Here is a 19434-nt window from a genome sequence, read left to right on the forward strand (position 1 = left end):
AGCTTTTTTACAAATCAACCCAGGCTTGCTCGAAAGATACGATTAGAATACTTTCTCCAAAATCCATCATAAAAACAGGGGAAACATGATCCGTTTGCCATTCGCGCTGGCTGCGCTATGCCTCGGCGCGTCCGCCTTTGCGGCCGAACCTTTCGACGACAAGTTCCGCCAGCTCGACGAGCTGCTGCCGACCGCAACGACGATCCGCACCGCCTCCGGCGCCCCCGGCCACGCCTACTGGCAGCAGCGCGCCGACTACACGATCCGCGCCACGCTCGACGAAGCGAACCGCGCGATCAGCGCTGCCGAAACGATCATCTACCACAACAATTCCCCGGATACGCTGAATTACCTGTGGCTGCAGCTCGACCAGAACATCTACAAGAGCGACTCCGGCGCACGCCGCTCGGCCACCGTGGTCTCGCGCGAGGCCTGGGCCAAGCCGCGCAGCCCGGAAGAAGGCATGAAGTTCGACGCCCTGCGCACGACCTTCGAGAGCCTCGCCTTCGACGGCGGTTTCAAGATCACCGGCGTCAAGGCCGGCGGCCGCCAGCTGGCGCACACCATCAACGGCACGATGATGCGCATCGATTTGCCGACGCCGCTCAAACCCGGCCAGCGCTTCAGTTTCGACGTCGAGTGGAACTACAAGATCAACGAGCAGAAGGTGCTCGGCGGCCGTTCGGGCTTCGAGAAGTTTGACGAAGACAAGAACGACCTGTTCGAGATCGCCCAGTGGTTCCCGCGCATGGCGGCCTACTACGACGTGTATGGCTGGCAGCACAAGCAGTTCCTCGGCGCCGGCGAATTCACGCTCGAATTCGGCGACTACGACGTCGAGCTGACCGTCCCGGCCGACCACATCGTGGCCTCGACCGGCGTGCTGCAGAACCCAGGCTCGGTGCTCACCGCCGCCCAGCGCGACCGCCTGGCAAAGGCCAAGAATTCGAAGAAGCCGGTGGTCATCGTGACCCAGGCCGAGGCGGAAGCGGCCGAAAAAACCAGGGCCAGCGGCACCAAGACCTGGCGCTTCAAGGCGAAGAACGTGCGCGACTTCGCGTTTGCCTCGAGCCGCAAGTTCATCTGGGACGCCCAGGGCATGAAGAGCGGCGACACCGACGTGATGGCGATGTCCTACTATCCGAAGGAAGGCAATCCGCTGTGGGAGAAGTATTCGACCCAGGCCATCGTCCACACCATCGAGCAGTACAACAAGTATTCGTTCGACTACCCCTACCCGACCGCGATTTCCGTGAACGGCCCGGTGGGCGGCATGGAATACCCGATGATCTCGTTCAACGGCCCGCGTCCGACCAAGGACAAGAAGACCGGCGAACTGACCTACTCGAAGCGCACCAAGTACGGCCTGATCGGCGTGATCATCCATGAAGTGGGCCACAACTACTTCCCGATGATCGTCAACTCCGACGAGCGCCAGTGGACCTGGATGGACGAGGGCCTGAACTCCTTCGTGCAGACCCTGGCCCAGGAAGCCTGGGAGGAGCAGTGGCCGGAAATGCGCGGCGAACCGCGCCTGATCACCGACTACATGAAGAGCCGCAACCAGGTGCCGATCATGACCAACTCGGAGTCGGTGCTCCAGTTCGGGAACAACGCCTATGCCAAGCCGGCCGCCGCCCTGACCGTGCTGCGCGAAACGGTGCTGGGCCGCGAACTGTTCGACTTCGCCTTCCAGGAATACGCGCGCCGCTGGAAATTCAAGCGCCCGACCCCGGCCGACTTCTTCCGCACCATGGAAGACGCCTCGGGCACGGACCTCGACTGGTTCTGGCGCGGCTGGTTCTACACCACCGACCCGGTGGACGTGAGCATCGACGGTATCAGCGAATACACGGTCAGCTCGCAGAATCCGGAAATCGAAAAAGCCTGGCGCCGCAAACTGCGCGACGCCGAACCGACCTCGCTCACCGACCAGCGCAACAAGGGCATGCCGCGCCGCGTGGATGCGCACCCCGAGCTGAAGGATTTCTATAACGAGCACGACGACTTCACCGTGACGAACGCGGACCGCAACAAGTTCAACGAGTCGCAGGAGAAGCTGGAAGACTGGGAAAAGGCGCTCCTGTCCTCGGGCAAGCATTTGTACCTGGTGGACTTCACCAACGTCGGCGGGCTGGTGACGCCGCTGGTGCTGGAGATCCAGCTCGCGAGCGGCAAGAAGTACATCGAGCGTATTCCGGCCGAAGTGTGGCGCTATTCGCCGAAGAAGATCACGAAACTGATCGTCACCGACGAACCGATGACCAGCCTGGTCCAGGACCCGTACTGGGAAACCGCCGACATCGACCAGAGCAACAACGCCTGGCCGCGCAAGCTGACCCCGTCGCGCCTGGAACTGTTCAAGACCGAACGCGGTGGCAATGACCTGATGAAGGACTTCAATACCAAGCTGAAGACGGAGGAAGAGAAGGACGCCGCTGCCAAGGAAGAGCCGAAGAAGGAGACGGTGCCACCGGTGCAGTGACCGGGTTGTTGGCCGATGCGGGCCGCAGGTTGGACTCGGGCCGCGAACCTTGACCCGTACGGTGGGCACTCCGTGCCCACGCGGTACGCACGGTTCCGCGAGTCCGCAGCAGCGAGGTGCCGCTCGAAACGCTTGCAACGGCCTGCGGCCCTGCTTGATGTTTCGAGCGGGTCATCACCGCCAACACAATCATCACACGCACGTAACCGCGTGGGCACGGAGTGCCCACCGTACGATCCAAGCCGGTGGTCGCGCATCAAGCGCGGCCACCGGTTGTTTTGTTTTAAACGAAGCGACAATTCATGAACATGAAACACCTCGCGCACACCATCGCGCTGACCCTGGCCCTGGCCGCCACCGCCCACGCCGCCGACCCGTTCGACGACAAGTTCCGCCAGCTCGACGAGCTGCTGCCGACGCCCACCACCACCCGCACCGCCTCCGGCGCCCCGGGTCACGCCTACTGGCAGCAGCGCGCCGATTACAAGCTGCGCGCCACGCTCGACGAAGCGAAACGCGCGGTCACCGGCGCCGGCACCGTCACCTACCACAACAACTCGCCGGACACCCTCAACTACCTGTGGGTGCAGCTGGACCAGAACATGTTCCGCGGCGATTCGGACAACCGCAACATCTCGACCATCCCCTCGCGCGATGCCTGGCAAAAGGGCGGCGCCGAAGGCGTGAAGTTCGACGCCATCCGCTTCGCCTACGAGAGCCGCGCCTTTGACGGCGGCTTCAAGATCGGCAGCGTCAAGTCCGGCGACGGCCGCCCCCTGCACTACGCGATCAACAAGACCATGATGCGCATCGACCTGCCCCAGCCCCTGAAGCCGGGCGCGAAGGTGTCGTTCGCCATGGAGTGGAGCTTCAACATCCCCGAAGCTAGCGTGATCGGCCGCCGCATGGGCTTCGAGCGCTTCGATAAAGAGGACAAGAACGATTTGTTCGAAGTCGCGCAGTGGTTCCCGCGCATGGCCGCCTACTACGACGTGGCCGGCTGGCAGAACAAGCAGTACCTGGGCGACGGTGAATTCACGCTGGAGTTCGGCGACTACGACGTCGAGATCACGGTCCCGGCCGACCACATCGTCGCCTCCACCGGCGAGCTGCAGAACGCCGGCGAGGTGCTCACCGCCGCCCAGCGCGACCGGTTGAAGCAGGCGCGCACGGCGAAGAAGCCGGTCCTGATCGTGACCCAGGCCGAAGCCGAAGCCAACGAGAAACAGCGCACCGGCACGATGAAGACCTGGCGCTTCAAGGCCCGGAACGTGCGCGACTTCGCCTTTGCCTCGAGCCGCAAGTTCATCTGGGACGCCCAGGGCATGAAGAGTGGCGACAAGGACGTGCTGGCCATGTCCTACTATCCGAAGGAAGGCAATCCGTTGTGGGAGCAGTACTCGACCCAGGCGATCATCCACACCATCGAGCAGTACAACAAGTATTCCTTCGATTACCCGTATCCGGTGGCGATTTCGGTGAATGGCCCGATCGGCGGCATGGAATACCCGATGATCTCGTTCAACGGCCCGCGTCCGACCAAGGACAAGAAGACCGGCGAGATCACCTATTCGAAGGCGACCAAGTATGGCCTGATCAGCGTGATCATCCACGAGGTCGGCCACAACTACTACCCGATGATCGTCAACTCCGACGAGCGCCAGTGGACCTGGATGGACGAAGGCCTGAACTCCTTCCTGCAGTACCTCGCCGAAAACGCCTGGGAAGAAAACTATCCGGCGCGCCGCGGCGATCCGCGCGACATCACCGACTACATGCGCAGCCGTAACCAGACGCCGATCATGACGAATTCGGAGTCGGTGCTGCAGCGTGGCCCGAACGCCTACGCCAAGCCGGCCACGGCCCTGAACATCCTGCGCGAGACGGTGCTCGGCCGCGAGCTGTTCGACTTCGCGTTTAAAGAATACGGCCGCCGCTGGAAGTTCAAGCGCCCGACCCCGGCCGATCTGTTCCGCACCATGGAAGACGCTTCCGGCACGGACCTCGACTGGTTCTGGCGCGGCTGGTTCTACACCACCGATGCGGTGGACGTGAGCGTGGACGGCATCAGCGAGTACACGGTCAGCACCCAGAATCCGGACATCGAAAAGGCCTGGCGCCGCAAGCTGCGCGATGCCGAGCCGGCTTCGCTCACCGAGCAGCGCAACAAGGGCATGCCGCGCCGCGTGGATGCCCATCCCGAGCTGAAGGATTTCTATAACGAGCACGACGACTTCACCGTCACGAACGCCGACCGCAACAAGTTCAGCGAACAGCAGGACAAGCTGGAGGACTGGGAAAAGGCGCTGCTTTCGTCGGGCAAGCACCTGTACCTGGTGGACTTCAGCAACGTCGGCGGGCTGGTGACGCCGCTGGTGCTGGAAATCCAGCTCGCCAGCGGCAAGAAGTATATCGAGCGCATCCCGGCCGAAGTCTGGCGCTACTCGCCGAAGAAGATCACCAAGCTGATCGTCACCGACGAGCCGATGGTGGGCCTGACGCAAGATCCGTTCTGGGAAACGGCCGACATCAACGTCGACAACAACGCCTGGCCGCGCAAGCTGACCCCGTCGCGCCTGGAGCTGTTCAAGACCAACCGCAGCGGGACGGACCTGATGAAGGACTACAATACGCCGCTGAAGACGAAGGCGGCGCCGGCGAATGGCGCGCCTGAAACGCCAAAGGCCGCGCAATGATGAACCGCTTGAAGATGCTGCTGTGCGCCGTGCTGCTGTGCGCCGGCACGGCGGCGTCGGCGCACCGCTTCCACGCGGGCATCGCCGACGTATCGTTCAACGCCCGCACCGGCAGCACCGAGATCGTGCACACCTACATGGCGCACGACATCGACGCCCTGCTGGCCAACATGTACGGGCGCCAGTTCGACCTGACCGAACCCGACGACCAGGAGGTGCTGCGCAAGTACATCGAGTCGCGCTTCTGGGTGCTGGGCCAGGACAAGTCGCGCCTGCGCGTGCGCTGGGTCGGCGTGTCGGCCGACGCCGAGCGCGTCACGGTCTACCAGGAGATTGAAAAGACGCCGTTGTGGAAGGCCGGCGCCATCCACAACGCGGTGCTGGTCGACTTCCTGCCCGACCAGGTAAACACCGTGAACCTCAACGACGGCAATGCCGTGCGCACCCTGACCTTCGACCGCGCCAACCCCGACCAGGCGACCCGCTGACACCATGACCAGGCTCCGTTCCTTGCCGTGCGCGCTGGCCGCGCTCCTCGTCCACCATGCCGCGCATGCGGACGACCTGGTGCTGCAGCGCGTGCTGGTCGAAGGCTCGCGCATGAGCCAGCTCGGCATCGCCGACTCGGCGAATGCCGGCACCGTCGGCCAGAAGGAACTGGCGGCGCGCACCGCCTACCGCCCCGGCGAAATGCTGGAAGCGATGCCGGGCCTGATCGCCAGCCAGCACAGCGGCGAGGGCAAGGCCAACCAGTTCTACCTGCGCGGCTTCAACCTCGACCACGGCACCGACCTGGCGACCTCGCTCGACGGCATGCCGGTGAACCAGCGCAGCCATGCCCACGGCCAGGGCTGGACCGACGTGAATTTCCTGGTCCCGGAACTGGTCGCCCGCCTCGACTACCGCAAGGGCCCCTACTCGGCGCGCGACGGCGATTTTTCCTCGGCCGGCAGCGCCCAGGTCAGCTACGCCAACCGCCTGGTGAAGAACATCGGCAGCATCACGCTGGGCCAGGATGGTTTTGCGCGCGGCATGCTGGCGGCGTCGCCGGAAGTGGCCGGCGGCACCCTGCTGTATGCGCTCGAAATCATGAAGAACGACGGCCCGTGGACGCGCCCGGACGACTACCGCAAGACGAATGCCGTGCTGCGCTACAGCCGCGGCTTCGTGAACAACGGCTGGAGCGTGACGGCGATGAGCTACCGCGGCCGCTGGAATGCGACCGACCAGGTTCCGCTGCGCGCAGTGGAAGACGGCAGCATCGGCCGCTTCGATGCCGTCGACGACACCGATGGCGGCAATGCGCACCGCTACAGCCTGTCCGGCATCTGGCGCCAGACCGACGCCGATTCGGCTTCGAAGGTCAGCGCCTACATGATCCGCAACCAGCTCGACTTGTACTCGAACTTCACCTATTTTCTGAACGACCCGGTGAACGGCGACCAATTCGCCCAGCCTGACCGGCGCGTGACGGGCGGCGTGGACGCCACCCAGACCTGGCACGTGCACCGCGGCGACAGCATCGCCTCCGACCTGACGGTGGGCGCGCGCCTCCAGAACGACAACATCTTCAACGGGCTGTACGACACGCGCGCACGCCGGCGCCTGAACACCACGCGCGAAGACCATATCGTCGAGACCAGCGGCGCCCTGTTCGTCGAAAGCGCCACGCGCTGGGGCGAGATGGTGCGCACCGTGGCCGGCCTGCGCGCCGACCGCTACCGCTTCGACGTGCGCAGCGACCGCATCGAGAACAGCGGCCGCACGCATGACACCCAGGTCAGCCCCTCGTTCAGCCTGATCCTGGCGCCCTTCGAGTCGACCGAGTTCTACGCCAACTACGGCCACGGCTTCCACAGCAACGATGCACGCGGCACGGTGGCCGGCATCGACCCGGCCACGCTCGAGCCGGTGGGACGCGCGCCGGGACTGGCGCGTTCGCGCGGCATGGAGCTGGGCCTGCGCACCGAAGCGATCCCGAAGATGCAGACCGCGGTCTCGCTGTACCGCCTCGACTTCGACTCCGAACTCACCTACATCGGCGACGCCGGCATGACCGAAGCCGGCAACGCCAGCCGCCGCTACGGCATCGAGTTCTCGAACTACTGGCGGCCCCTGGCCTGGCTGGGTGTCGACTTCGACGCCGCCTTTGCGCGTGCGCGCTACCGCGGCGCGGCGCCGGGCGAAACCAGGATTCCCGGCGCGGTCGAGGGCGTGGGCCAGCTGGCCCTCACCGTCGACAAGCTCGGCCCCTGGTCGGGCGCGCTGCGCCTGCGCTACTTCGGCCCGCGTCCGCTCATCGAGGACAACAGCGTGCGCTCGCATGCCAGCACCACGCTGAACGGCCGCATCGGTTACCGCATCGGCAAGGACCTGCAAGTGGAACTGGAAGGCTTCAATCTCGGCAACCGGCGCGCCTCGGCCATCGACTACTACTATGCGTCCCAGCTGGCGGGCGAGGCCGAGCCGGCCGACGACATCCACTTCCACCCGATCGAGCCGCGCTCGTTCCGCATCACGCTGAACAGGACCTGGTAACGAGACCTGGCAACAACGGCGGGTTTGAGAAAGGACAGGAGGACCGCCCACCCTTCACCGCCCGCTGCGAAAGGTGCTACGCTACCGGGCATGATGACCTCCGAACCACCCTACACCGACCCTTCCCGCCTCGTCGAGGCTTTGCGCGGCGACGGCTACGCGCTCGTGCGCCCGGCCGACGTGGCGCGCCTGGCCGGCTGCACGCTGGCTGAGCTGCAGGCGCTGGCGCCGAGCTGGGACCACCTCGAACTCGACAACTACCTGAAGGACGGCGGCCGCTACCGGCGCCGCCGCCACTCCTGCTTCGTCGACAGCGGCGCCGCGCTCGAACAGACCGCGCACCGCGCCCACTGGCAGCCGGTCGAGTACAACGCCCTGCACGGCGGCATGCACCGCTTGTTCGAACCGATCGAAGACGACACCATCGCCCAGCCGTCCTGGGGGCGCCTGCTGCGCGCGCTCGGCGCCGTGTGCTCCGAAGTCAAAGGTGCCCAGCCCTGGTACGTGGAAGCCCACCAGTTCCGCATCGACACCGCCGACGGCATCGGCCGCCCCACGCCGGAAGGCGCGCACCGCGACGGCGTCGATTACGTGGCGGTGATTTTGATCGACCGCGCCGGCATCAAGGGCGGCGAGACGCGCGTGTTCGAAGCGAACGGGCCGCGCGGGCAGCGCTTCACCATGACCGAACCGTGGACCATGCTGCTGCTGGACGACGCGGCCGTGATCCATGAGTCGACGCCGATCCAACCGCTGGGCGAGCATGGGCACCGCGACACGCTGGTGCTGACCTGGCGCGCAGGGAGTTTCCAGGGCGAGGGCGTCGAGTAACGCAAAAGCCGGCATGCATCCGCGGCGCTGACCGTACGGTGGGGTGTTTGAGGCTGGGGGCCTCAAACACGTGCCCACGCGGTTACGTGCCCATGCTTGCACTGCATGCGGCGACTCATCGCCCGATGACATGGAGCCTGGCCTGCGGCCAGGCCGGTCCGTAGGGTGGGCACTCCGTGCCCACGCGGTTACGTGCCCATGCTTGCACTACGTGCGGTCGCTCGTCGCCCGCTGACGCGGAGCCCGGCCCTATCGCCATGCAAGGCTTTCCGTCCATCTCATATGGCACGAGCGACACCTCGCCGCCAACGACTCGCGGACCCGTACGTACCGCGTGGGCACGGAGTGCCTTGCGCGGCCCGGCCCACCCTACGGTAAAGCCATCAGCCAAAAAAAACGCCCGAGTACCTTGCGGTACCGGGCGGTAATCCAGTATTCGGAGAAAACTGGAGGAGACAGTTCCAATATAACGCGGTTTATTGTGCACCGCAATACGGTAAAACTACGGTATCAATACCGTATCTCCTCTCGGTAATGAACTCCCTTCTGCTGCCTCGGCACCACTTCGACAAGGATTTATGTCGCAGCGCATCATCAGGGTGCGTATGCGTTACGAATTGCACTGTTCTGGTGCAATTCCTGCCTCAACTCTTCTTCCCATCCTCTGCCGGTGCGATCTGCGTAGCCATCGGCCGGCACGGCGGTTCGGGATTTTTTTTCGCATTTGCCACCTCCTGGCGCGCATTCACCGCCGCCATCCTCCGCGAGGAAGCCGACTCCACATGCGAAGGCAGCTTGTTCACCGGCGCCACGGTGCCGCGTTCCGGCATGGGCTGGGTGCCGGCGCGGGGCGGCAGGGCGGCCGAGGCAGGTGCGTCGGCTTGCGGCTCGGCGCGGCACGGCGGATCGGCAGGCGGCGCGGTGTGCTGGGCCACGGCGTGCAGCGGCAGCGCACAGGACAGGGCCGCGAACGACAGGAATCGTTTCATCTCCACCTCCATCGCAAAAAACCCATTGTAACGGGATTAGAGGCAGGACTCGAACGCGAGCGGAAACGCCTTGCCTTTGCGATAAACTGCTTCGATATTGCCGGCAGCGGCCCAGCAGACATGGAAACCAAGCACATGCGATTCACGACTCCCCGCCTTCCCCTGCGTGCCGGCTCGGCCGCGCTGATCGTCCTGGCCCTGGCCGGCTGCGGCCGCGATGCCGGCGACAAGCAGAAGAACACCCCGGCCACGCCCGCACTCACCGTCACCACCGCGCGCCCCGCGACCGCCGAGCTGCCGCTGCGCCTGGGCGCCAACGGCAACGTGGCCGCCTGGCAGGAAGCGGTGATCGGCAGCGAGTCGAACGGCCTGCGCCTGACGGAGGTACGCGTGAACGTGGGCGACGTGGTGAAAAAGGGCGACGTGTTGGCCGTGTTCTCTGCCGATACCGTGAATGCCGACGTCGCCCAGGCGCGCGCGGCGCTGCAGGAAGCGCAGGCGAACGCCGAGGAAGCCGCCGCCAATGCGCGCCGCGGCGAAGCCCTGCGCAGCTCGGGCGCGATGAGCGAGCAGCAGGTAGCGCAATATCTCACCGCCGCGAACACCGCCACCGCGCGCGTGGCCGCCGCGCGCGCCACCCTCACCCAGCAGCAGCTGCGCCTGAAGTACGCCACCGTGGTGGCGCCCGACAGCGGCGTGATTTCGGCGCGCAATGCCACTGTCGGCGCCGTAGTCGGCGCCGGTACGGAGCTGTTCCGCCTGATCCGCCAGGGCCGCCTGGAATGGCGCGCCGAAGTCACGGCGGCCGACATCGACCGCATCAAGCCGGGCACGCGCGCGGTCGTCAAGGCCGCCAACGGCAGCGAAGTGGCAGGCAAGGTGCGCATGATCGCGCCAACCGTCGACGCGCAGACGCGCACCGCCCTGGTCTACGTCGACCTGCCGCCGGCCATGAGCAGCACCGCGCCGCTAAAGGCCGGCATGTTCGCCGGCGGCGAATTCGAGATGGGCGCCTCGAACGCGCTGACCGTGCCGCAGCAGGCGATCGCCGTGCGCGACGGTTTCAATTACGTGTTCCGCCTGAATGCGGACAGCCGCGTGAGCCAGCAAAAGATCACGACCGGGCGCCGCCTGGGCGAGCGCATCGAGGTGCTGGGCGGGCTGGCGCCGGATGCGCAGATCGTGGTCAGCGGCGCCGGTTTCCTGAACGATGGTGACTTGGTACGCAATGTCCAGGCGCCTGGAAAGGCACCGGCGGCGAATGCACCGGCGACGGTAACGCCGGGCGCCGCCCCGGCAAACGCTCCGGCCGGCATCGGAGCCAGTACTGCTGCCAATACTGCAGCCGGTACTGCCGCCGGCGGCGCTACGCGCTGAGGGGCCGTCGATGAACTTTTCCGCCCTCTCGATCCGCAACCCGATCCCGGCGATCCTGCTGTTCGCCCTGCTCACGCTGGCCGGCCTGCTCGCCTTCAAGTCGAACAAGATCCAGTTCTTCCCCGATATCGAACTGCCGATCGTGACCGTCACCGCCACCCTCGACGGCGCCGCGCCGGCCCAGCTGGAAACCGAGGTCGCGCGCAAGATCGAGGACTCGGTCGCCACCCTGCAAGGCGTGAAGAACATCTACACGCGCGTGCTCGACGGCGTGGCCACGGTCACCGTCGAATTCATCCTCGATAAAAATTTGTCGGACGCGGTGAACGACGTGCGCGACGCCGTCTCCCAGGTGCGCGCCGACATGCCGGCCGAGATGCGCGAGCCGAGCGTGACCAAGACCGCCACCGCCGGCCGCGCCGTGCTCACCTTTACCGCGACCGCGAAGCCCGGTGCGACAGCGCTGGACGACCAGGAACTGAGCTGGTTCGTCGACAACGCCGTATCGAAACGCCTGCTGAGCGTACCCGGCATGGGCGCAGTGAAGCGCATCGGCGGCGTCGACCGCGAAATCCGCGTCGAACTCGACGACGCGCGCATGGCGGCGCTGCGCGTCTCGGCCCTGGACGTGTCGCGCCAGCTGCGCAACGTGCAGCGTGAGGCGCCGGGCGGTCGCGGCGACGTCAGCGGCGCCGAGCAATCGGTGCGCACCCTGGCCACCGTCGGCAGCGCCCAGGAACTGGCGCGCATGGACATCCCCCTGCCCGACGGCCGCCGCGTGCGCCTGGACGAAGTAGCGAAGGTGATCGACACCGTCAGCGAGCCGCGCGCGCTGGCCGAGCAGGACGGGCGCCGCGTGATCGGCTTCGAGGTGTTCCGCACGCGCGGCGCCAGCGAAACCGAGGTGGCCGAAGGCGCGCGCCAGGCCGTGGCGGACCTGCAAAAGGCGCACCCGAACGTGATCCTGAAGGAAGTGGTCGACAACGCCGAGCCGGTGCAGGAAAACTTCGACGCCTCGATGGAGATGCTGTACGAAGGCGCGGGGCTGGCCGTGCTGGTGGTGTGGTGGTTCCTGCGCGACTGGCGCGCGACCCTGGTGGCCGCCGCCGCGCTGCCGCTGTCGGTGATCCCCGCCTTCCTTGGCCAGTACCTGTTTGGCTACACGCTGAACATGGTGACCCTGCTCTCGCTGGCCCTGGTGGTTGGCGTGCTGGTGGACGACGCCATCGTCGAGATCGAGAACATCGCACGCCACCTGCAGATGGGGAAATCGCCGATGCAGGCGGCGCTCGAAGCGGCCGACGAAATCGGCATGGCGGTGATCGCCACCACCTTCTCGCTGGTGGCGGTGTTCCTGCCGACCGCCTTCATGGGCGGCATTCCGGGGCGCTTCTTCAAGCAGTTCGGCTGGACTGCGGTGCTGGCGATCCTGGCTTCGCTGGTGGTGGCGCGTTTGCTCACGCCGATGATGGCGGCCTACATCCTGAAGCCCGCCAAGCAGCACGAGCAGAAGGACGGGCGGCTGATGCGCCGCTACATGGGCGCCATGCAGTGGTGCCTGCGGCACCGCGGCTTGACCGCACTTGCCACCGCCGTGTTCTTCGTTGCCTCGATTTCCCTGGTGCCGCTGCTGCCCACCGGCTTCGTGCCGGCCGCCGACCGCGGCCAGACCCTGATCAACGTCGAGCTGCCGCCCGGCTCGACGCTGGCGCAGACGCACGCGGTGGCCGAGCAGGCGCGCCTGGCGACGATGCGCGTGCCGGGCGTGACCGGCGTGTTCTCTTCGATTGGCGGCGGCTCCAGCGGCGACGCCTTTGCGCCCGGCGCGGCGGCCGAGGCGCGGCGCGCGGTGCTGACCGTGACCACCGTGCACCGCAGCGACCGCGACGACAAGCTCGATGTGCTGGAGCGCCGCATGCGGACGGAATTGTCCGCCATCCCCGGCGCGCGCTTCACCGTCGGCCAGGCCGACACCGGCAGCAAGATGCAGCTGGTGCTCAGGAGCGAAGACCCCGTCGCGCTGGCCGCCGCCGCCCAGCGCGCGGAACGCGACCTGCGCACGCTGCAGGGCATCGGCAACGTCAGCTCCAGCGCCTCGCTGGTGCGTCCGGAAATCATCGTGCGGCCCGACTTTGCGCGCGCCGCCGACCTGGGCGTGACGGCGGCGGCAATCGGCGAAACGGTGCGCGTGGCCACCGCCGGCGACTACGAGCAGTCGCTGGCGAAGATGAACCTGTCCGAACGCCAGGTGCCGATCCGGGTGAAACTGCCGGACGCGGTGCGTGCCGACCTCGACGCCATCGGGCGCCTGACGGTGCCGGGCAAGAACGGGCCCGTGCTGCTGGCCAGCGTGGCGAGCATCACCATGGAAAGCGGCCCCGCGCAGATCGACCGCCTGAACCGCAGCCGCAACGTGACGCTCGACGTCGAGCTGTCGGGCCGCTCGCTGGGCGAAGTGAATGCCGAGGCGCGCGCCCTGCCCGCCTTTAACACGCTGCCGGCTTCGGTGACGATCGCGGAACTCGGCGACGCCCAGGAAATGCAGGCGCTGTTCGCCAGCTTCGGCATCGCCATGACCATCGGCGTGCTGTGCATCTACGGCGTGCTGGTGCTGCTGTTTGCCGACTTCATGCAGCCGCTGACGATTTTGGCGGCGCTGCCGCTGTCGATCGGCGGCGCGTTTGTCGCCCTGCTGTTGACCAACAGCGCGCTGTCGATGCCCACCATGATCGGCCTGATCATGCTGATGGGAATCGTGACCAAGAACTCGATCCTGCTGGTGGACTACGCAATCCTGGCGCGCAAGGCCGGCATGGACCGCTTCGATGCCCTGGTCGACGCCTGCCACAAGCGCTCGCGGCCCATCATCATGACCACGATTGCGATGGGCGCCGGCATGCTGCCGCTGGCCATGGGCCTGTCAGGCGACCCGAGCTTCCGCTCGCCGATGGCGATTGCCGTGATCGGCGGGCTGATCACCTCGACCCTGCTCAGCCTGCTGGTGGTGCCGGCCGTGTTCACCTATGTGGACGACTTCAAGAACCTGATGTGGCGCGGCGTGAACCGGGCGCGCAGGCATCCGCACGGGGCGCCGGCCAAGACCGAGGAGCCGTCGGCGATGAAGTGAGGGTGCGGCGTTGGCCGGTAACGCAGCGCCCGTCGTTCGCAGGGTGGAGCCGGCCACCCTACGCAAAACGCCGGCAATGCCGGCGTTTTGTTTCATGCAATGTGCTGTTAGAAGATGATCGCGAGCAGGATGATGATCGGGATCGGTACGCCCAGCAGCCAGAGTAGTATCGAACGCATGGTGTTCTCCCTTCTGATTGGTTGAATGCGGCGCTCAGGCGTCGCGCAGGCGGCCGCCGATCGTGGCGCACCAGCTGGCAACGAAGGCGCCGATGAACAGGGCCACGGTCAGCCACAATGCCGTGCCGGCCGCTGCCTTGCGGGCCTTGTCGGCCGCTTCCTTGGCGGTGGCCTTGGCCTTGGCCGCCGCTGCCGCGCTGCGGGCATAGACGTCGTCGACGCGCCGTTCGGCGGTCACGCGGTCCAGGCCGGTACGCTCGGCGATGCGGGTGGCCAGATAGGCGCGGTCTTCGGTGGCCAGGCTGCCGTTCGGCACGCTGTTGGCCAGGATGCGCACGGTTTCGCGGCGCAGGTTGGCGTCGTCGACGGTGCCCGGCTTTTCGCTGCGCAGCATCATGTCCGAAAAATAGTCGAGCGGATTGGTGCCGGCGCCGTTGCCATTGCCGCCATCCTGGTTCGCCACCGCTGCCGTTGCGGCGGCGCCGCTGGCAATGGCTGTCTTGGCGACGCCGGCGCCGGCATCGACGGCGCTGCCGGCCATCTTGCTCATCAGGCCGCCGAAGAAGGCGGCGGTGAGCAGCGTGGCCACGGCCCAGGCCAGCATGCCGTGCGCGGTATCGCGGAAGTAGACTTCGTCGGTGCGGACGCTGGCCCATTTCACGCGCAGGCGCCCGGCCAGGTAGCCGCCGACAGCCGAGGCGGCGAGCTGGGTAAAGGTCAGCCACAGGATGGCCGAGATGCCGAGCGCAACGCCCGAATTGTCGGACCAGGGCGAAGCAGCGGCAAAGCCGAAGCCCGAGCCGAGCAGGTAGAGCACGAGGGAGAGCGCAGCGGCAGCCACGGCGCCCGCGAAAATCGCGCCCCACGATACTCCGGAGCGGTGCGCCTCGACGGCGCCGTCAGGCAGGTTTTGAGCCGGAATGCCGCCCGCAGGGGCGTGCGTGGTCCCGCTCACCGAATGAGCTTGCATAAGTTCTCCGTTCTGAATGCTTGTAGGTGCTGAATCCCGGCCAGCGTGCTGCGGGCCGGGAATGTATGCCTGAGGCGACCTGAAGCAGCTTCACGCTGCCTCAGGCGCGATCAGCTGCGATCAGTAATCGCGGCGGTTGCTGCCGCCCAGCAGCTTGGCGAGGACGTAGCCCACGCCCACGGCGATGGCGATGGCGGTGCCCGGCTTGTTGCGGACATACTCGCGGCCCGAGTCGGCCAGTTGCTGGTAGGTGTCGTTGACTTGCTCCTTGCGCGAGCCGAAGCTTTCCTGGGCGGTGCTCAGGAGGCCGCTCAGCTTGTCGACGCCGGCGTGGGCGCTGCTGACGACGCGCTCGACCATCGGCTGGGCTGCCTCGGCGGCCTTGTCGATCGACTTGTGCATTTCTTCAGGCTTGACCGACGACAGCACGCTCGCGTCTTTCGACGACGAATCTTTCGCGGAATCTTTCGATGCGTCGCTGCCGGTGCTTGCCGACGAGCCGCCCGTTGCGCCGGTCGAAGCCGACGAACCCACGCCCGAAGCCGAACCCGAGCTGGCGCTCGATGGCGAGCTGCCGGTCGACGAGGAGCCCATGGCGCCCGACGAACCCGAGGTGCCGCCGGACGACGACGACGACGACGACGAACCCATGCTGCCCGACGAACCGGCAGCGCTGCCGCCCGTTGCGCCGGCGTTGCCGCTCGAGCTGACCGAGCTCGTCGATGGGCTGGCGCTCGACGACGAACCGCCGCTCATGCTGCCCGACGACGAACCGGTGCTGCCCGACGAGCCGCTGGCGCCCTTCTGGCTGCTGGCGCCCGATTGCAGGTCCTTGTTCAGGCCCGATTGCTGGTCTTTGCCAATGCTGCTGCCTGCACCTTGACGGCCGGCCTCAACGCCTTTTCCCTCGCTCGATTTCTGATTATCCATGACTTTTGTCCTCGTAAAAAATGTGATCACCGCGGAGCAGACCGATACCGATCCACATTCTCCCCGATTGCGCTCGAAACAAAACGGAGGCGCGAAAATGGACTGCGCTACATCAATGGGTCATTCAGATTGTGCCTTCCATCAACGAATGAAATCGACGACATCTGGCAACCTCAAAAGTTCCGTTAATTTCCTTCGTAGCACGTCACTTTCGCATCCCGTCTCACAGCGTACGCCGGTCCGGCGTACTGCACGATTGCGGCTGTCGGGAAAACCGCGTCGTGATACAAAAGTTATAACAGCTGGGAAGGCCGGACAGTGCGCTGACTAACAGAGCTGTTGGATCGATGGCTTTTCAGTGAAGATGACAGTGAAAAGCACGGCGTATAGGAAAGATAAATTGCTTGGTACAAATGGCAAGCTTCATCCCGAGCGGGTTGGGCGGCACTCAAAAATAGTAACCGGCCTGCAGGTTGATGCGGCGCGTCGAGCGGTCGTACTCGGTTGGCGTCGCACCCAGCCCGCCGGCATCCGGCGACAGGTAGGGATGGTGCTTGCCGCGCATGAAGTCCATGTAGAACACCCATTTCCCCGACGAGAAGCTCAGGCCGGTGACGTTCTGCACCGAATCCTTGTAGCCGCCGACCTGTTTCTTCAGGATGCCGTAGTCGTTGTAGACCTTGAAGCCGCCGAACGGCCCCAGCTTGCCGGGAATGTCGTAGCTGAGGTTGGCGATGTAGATATTTCCTTTCGTGGCGAGCGGATACGGGTAGCCGAAGGCGCCGAGCATCACGAAGCTGTTGGGGTCGAGCCCGCCATAGGTCTGGCTGGCGTCGTGGCTGGTGCGGTAGCGGTAGCGCAAGGCCTCGAGCATCAGCTTGAATGGGCCCACCGGCCCGGCGTAGTGGACGGCCGCCGCATTGCGCCGGGTCGTGTCGCCGGCGCCGTTGCGGATCTCGCCGCTGAGGCCCGAAACGCCGACTTCGTGCCGCGCATCCGGCCCGACATGCCAGGCCATGCGCCCGACCAGGGTGTTGCGCTCGCTGTCGTGCTGCCCGGTGCCGAAGCCCTGCTCGTCGTCGGCCACGATGTTGTAGGAGTAGCGGTTCGACGCGCCGGCCGTATTGCCGCCGCCGCCGTAGGAACCGCCGTCGCGTGGATAAAAGCCGAGCTGCCACTCGAAGGGGCCGGGCCGGCTGGCATAGGTCAGGCCCAGGTCGTACTTGTCTTCGAAGCCGGCATAGAAGGCGATCGACGAGTAAAAATTGTTCGATGCGAAGGGATACAGCCCGAAGACCTGCTTGTCCAGGCCCACATGCAGCGTGCTCTTGTCGGCAAAGCGCATGCCGACCCAGCCGTGGTGCAGGAAGTGCTGCCAGTAGCCGCCCTGCCCTGTCGGGTAATTGTTGTAGCGGTATTCAGCCGAACCGATCAACGTACCGTCGTCGTAGTCGACGTTCAGGCGCGCCGTGTCCAGACCGAAGAAGCCGCTCGAATACTCGTCCTGCCAGCTCTTGTAGACGTAATTGAAGCGGACCGCGCCGCCGATCTTGAGCGGCGACTCGGCGCCGTCGGCAGCGCAGGCAGGGGTCCAGGCCAGGACCGCGGCAGCGATCGTGGAAGTGGCCAGTACAGTGGCGCACAGGGAGATTGTGTCAGTCATTCTTTCCTTTCTCTGGCCCGACGGCCACGACGGCGATCCACGTGCCGGCTGGCCGGCGCTATGGCGTGTCGCAACGCCCATCCCCAGGAAAAGAACATTGTCTTGCAGCGGTGCTGCTGGCGAACCGGTGCAGGCTGGCCATGGCAGGCCTGATACCGGAAGGGGTGGCATTGTCTTTCCGGCTATTGGCAGCCAGGAAGACCGCGTGGGTCGGGTCGAATAGCGTGATCCGGCATCACAGGCCGGCGCGGCGCCCCATGCAGGGGCAAGCATCGGTGATGGTTTGCTGTTGAAACCGATGCGAAAAGCTGAAGAGATGATCTTCAAGCCCGGCTATTCTATCAAAAAAGAAACATTCTCACAAATGTAGATGCTTTATATGCAACTTTCAGGCAAAGAAAAAGGGCTGCACGCTTGAACGTGCAACCCTTTTCTTTCCTGCTGAATCCTTGGTGCCGCTGACCGGAATCGAACTGGTGACCTTCGCATTACGAATGCGCTGCTCTACCGACTGAGCTACAGCGGCTCTACGCCAGGCTATCCCGGCGAAGAGCCGTATTCTAGCAACAACGTAGCAAACGTGCTAGTCCGGCTCGGCAATTTCGCGCGGGATTTGCCAAAAAATTATTGCTCGGTGTGATAACGCGTCACCAGCTCGACTTCTTCCTTCGAACCGAGGAACACCGGCACGCGCTGGTGCAGCTTGGTCGGCGGAATGTCCATGATGCGGTTCACGCCGTCGGTGGCGGCGCCGCCGGCCTGCTCGACGATCATCGCCATCGGGTTGGCTTCGTACATCAGGCGCAGCTTGCCCGGCTGCGAAGGGTCGCGCATGTCGGCCGGGTACATGAAGACACCGCCGCGGTTCAGGATGCGGTGCACGTCGGCCACCATCGAGGCGATCCAGCGCATGTTGAAGTCCTTGCCGCGCGCACCGGTTTTGCCGGCCAGCATTTCGTCGACGTAGCGCTGCACAGGCGGGTGCCAGTGGCGCTTGTTCGACATGTTGATCGCAAACTCTTTCGTGCTCGCCGGGATCTGCATGTTGCTCTGGGTGAGGACCCAGGAACCCATTTCGCGGTCCAGGGTGAAGCAGTGCACGCCGTCGCCGGTGGTCAGCACCAGCATGGTTTGCGGGCCGTACACCGCGTAGCCGGCCGCCACCTGGGCCGTGCCCGGCTGCAGGAAGGCCTGCTCGGTCGGTTCGCCCATGCCTTCCGGGGCCTTCAGCACCGAGAAGATGGTGCCGATCGACACGTTGACGTCGATGTTCGAGGAGCCGTCGAGCGGATCGAAGAGCAGCATGTACTCGCCCTTCGGATAGCGGTTCGGGATCGGGTGGATGCTTTCCATTTCTTCCGATGCCATGGCCGCCAGGTGGCCGCCCCACTCGTTCGCTTCGAGCAGGATCTCGTTGGAAATCACGTCCAGCTTCTTCTGCACTTCGCCCTGGATGTTCTCGGTGTCGGCGCTGCCGAGGATGTCGCCCAGGGCGCCCTTGCTGACTTCATAGCTGATGCGCTTGCAGGCGCGGGCCACGACCTCGATCAGGAGGCGCAGCTCGGCCGGAATGGTGTTGTGGAGGCGTTGCTCCTCCACGAGGTGTTGCGTGAGACTGACGCGTTTCATGAACTTCCTTTGGTTTGTTA

The 19434-nt window shown here is 65.4% G+C and carries 12 protein-coding genes and 1 tRNA gene; 7 read left to right on the forward strand and 6 right to left on the reverse strand.

The annotated features are described in order from the left end of the window. Positions 1 to 85: 85 nt before the first annotated feature. The 5 genes from LK540_RS10030 (at position 86) to LK540_RS10050 (ending at position 8550) form a co-directional block, all read left to right on the forward strand. On the forward strand, positions 86 to 2485 hold the full coding sequence (locus tag LK540_RS10030) for a M1 family metallopeptidase (RefSeq protein ID WP_229437159.1): 2400 nt from the start codon (positions 86 to 88) through the stop codon (positions 2483 to 2485). Between the two features lie 302 nt (positions 2486 to 2787). Then, on the forward strand, positions 2788 to 5181 hold the full coding sequence (locus tag LK540_RS10035) for a M1 family metallopeptidase (protein WP_229437160.1): 2394 nt from the start codon (positions 2788 to 2790) through the stop codon (positions 5179 to 5181). Continuing rightward, a complete protein-coding gene (locus LK540_RS10040) occupies positions 5178 to 5669 on the forward strand; it encodes a DUF6702 family protein (protein WP_229437161.1) in 492 nt (163 codons plus the stop codon). Before LK540_RS10035 ends, LK540_RS10040 begins: the two co-directional genes overlap by 4 nt. A gap of 4 nt (positions 5670 to 5673) precedes the next feature. Then, positions 5674 to 7719: a TonB-dependent receptor gene (locus LK540_RS10045; protein WP_229437162.1), complete on the forward strand. Its 2046-nt coding sequence runs from the start codon at positions 5674 to 5676 to the stop codon at positions 7717 to 7719. A 90-nt stretch (positions 7720 to 7809) separates the two neighbouring features. Continuing rightward, positions 7810 to 8550 (forward strand): 2OG-Fe dioxygenase family protein, encoded by a 741-nt coding sequence (locus LK540_RS10050; RefSeq protein ID WP_229437163.1) that lies wholly within the window; start codon positions 7810 to 7812, stop codon positions 8548 to 8550. Positions 8551 to 9194: 644 nt separating this feature from the next. On the opposite strand, the gene LK540_RS10055 is transcribed toward LK540_RS10050, so the two are convergent. Further along, positions 9195 to 9539: a hypothetical protein gene (locus LK540_RS10055; protein ID WP_229437164.1), complete on the reverse strand. Its 345-nt coding sequence runs from the start codon at positions 9537 to 9539 to the stop codon at positions 9195 to 9197. A 135-nt stretch (positions 9540 to 9674) separates the two neighbouring features. On the opposite strand from LK540_RS10055, the gene LK540_RS10060 reads away from it, so the two are divergent. Together LK540_RS10060 and LK540_RS10065 are read left to right on the forward strand one after the other, a co-directional pair. Next, complete coding sequence (locus tag LK540_RS10060) at positions 9675 to 10916, forward strand: efflux RND transporter periplasmic adaptor subunit (RefSeq protein WP_229437165.1); 1242 nt, start codon at positions 9675 to 9677, stop codon at positions 10914 to 10916. A 10-nt stretch (positions 10917 to 10926) separates the two neighbouring features. Further along, positions 10927 to 14043 (forward strand): efflux RND transporter permease subunit, encoded by a 3117-nt coding sequence (locus tag LK540_RS10065; RefSeq protein ID WP_229437166.1) that lies wholly within the window; start codon positions 10927 to 10929, stop codon positions 14041 to 14043. Positions 14044 to 14256: 213 nt separating this feature from the next. Here LK540_RS10065 and LK540_RS10070 read toward each other — a convergent pair whose 3' ends face one another. From LK540_RS10070 to LK540_RS10090, 5 genes are all read right to left on the reverse strand, one after another. Beyond that, positions 14257 to 15192, reverse strand: a complete 936-nt coding sequence (locus LK540_RS10070; protein ID WP_229437167.1) for a hypothetical protein — start codon at positions 15190 to 15192, stop codon at positions 14257 to 14259. A 120-nt stretch (positions 15193 to 15312) separates the two neighbouring features. After that, on the reverse strand, positions 15313 to 16122 hold the full coding sequence (locus LK540_RS10075) for a YqjD family protein (protein ID WP_229437168.1): 810 nt from the start codon (positions 16120 to 16122) through the stop codon (positions 15313 to 15315). Between the two features lie 448 nt (positions 16123 to 16570). Next, positions 16571 to 17785: a hypothetical protein gene (locus LK540_RS10080; protein WP_229437169.1), complete on the reverse strand. Its 1215-nt coding sequence runs from the start codon at positions 17783 to 17785 to the stop codon at positions 16571 to 16573. Positions 17786 to 18235: 450 nt separating this feature from the next. Continuing rightward, positions 18236 to 18311: transfer RNA gene (locus LK540_RS10085), tRNA-Thr, on the reverse strand. A 98-nt stretch (positions 18312 to 18409) separates the two neighbouring features. Then, positions 18410 to 19414 (reverse strand): class 1 fructose-bisphosphatase, encoded by a 1005-nt coding sequence (locus LK540_RS10090; RefSeq protein ID WP_229437170.1) that lies wholly within the window; start codon positions 19412 to 19414, stop codon positions 18410 to 18412. Positions 19415 to 19434: the final 20 nt, after the last annotated feature.

This window comes from Massilia sp. IC2-278, assembly GCF_020708045.1.
In the GTDB taxonomy this organism is placed as follows: domain Bacteria; phylum Pseudomonadota; class Gammaproteobacteria; order Burkholderiales; family Burkholderiaceae_D; genus Telluria.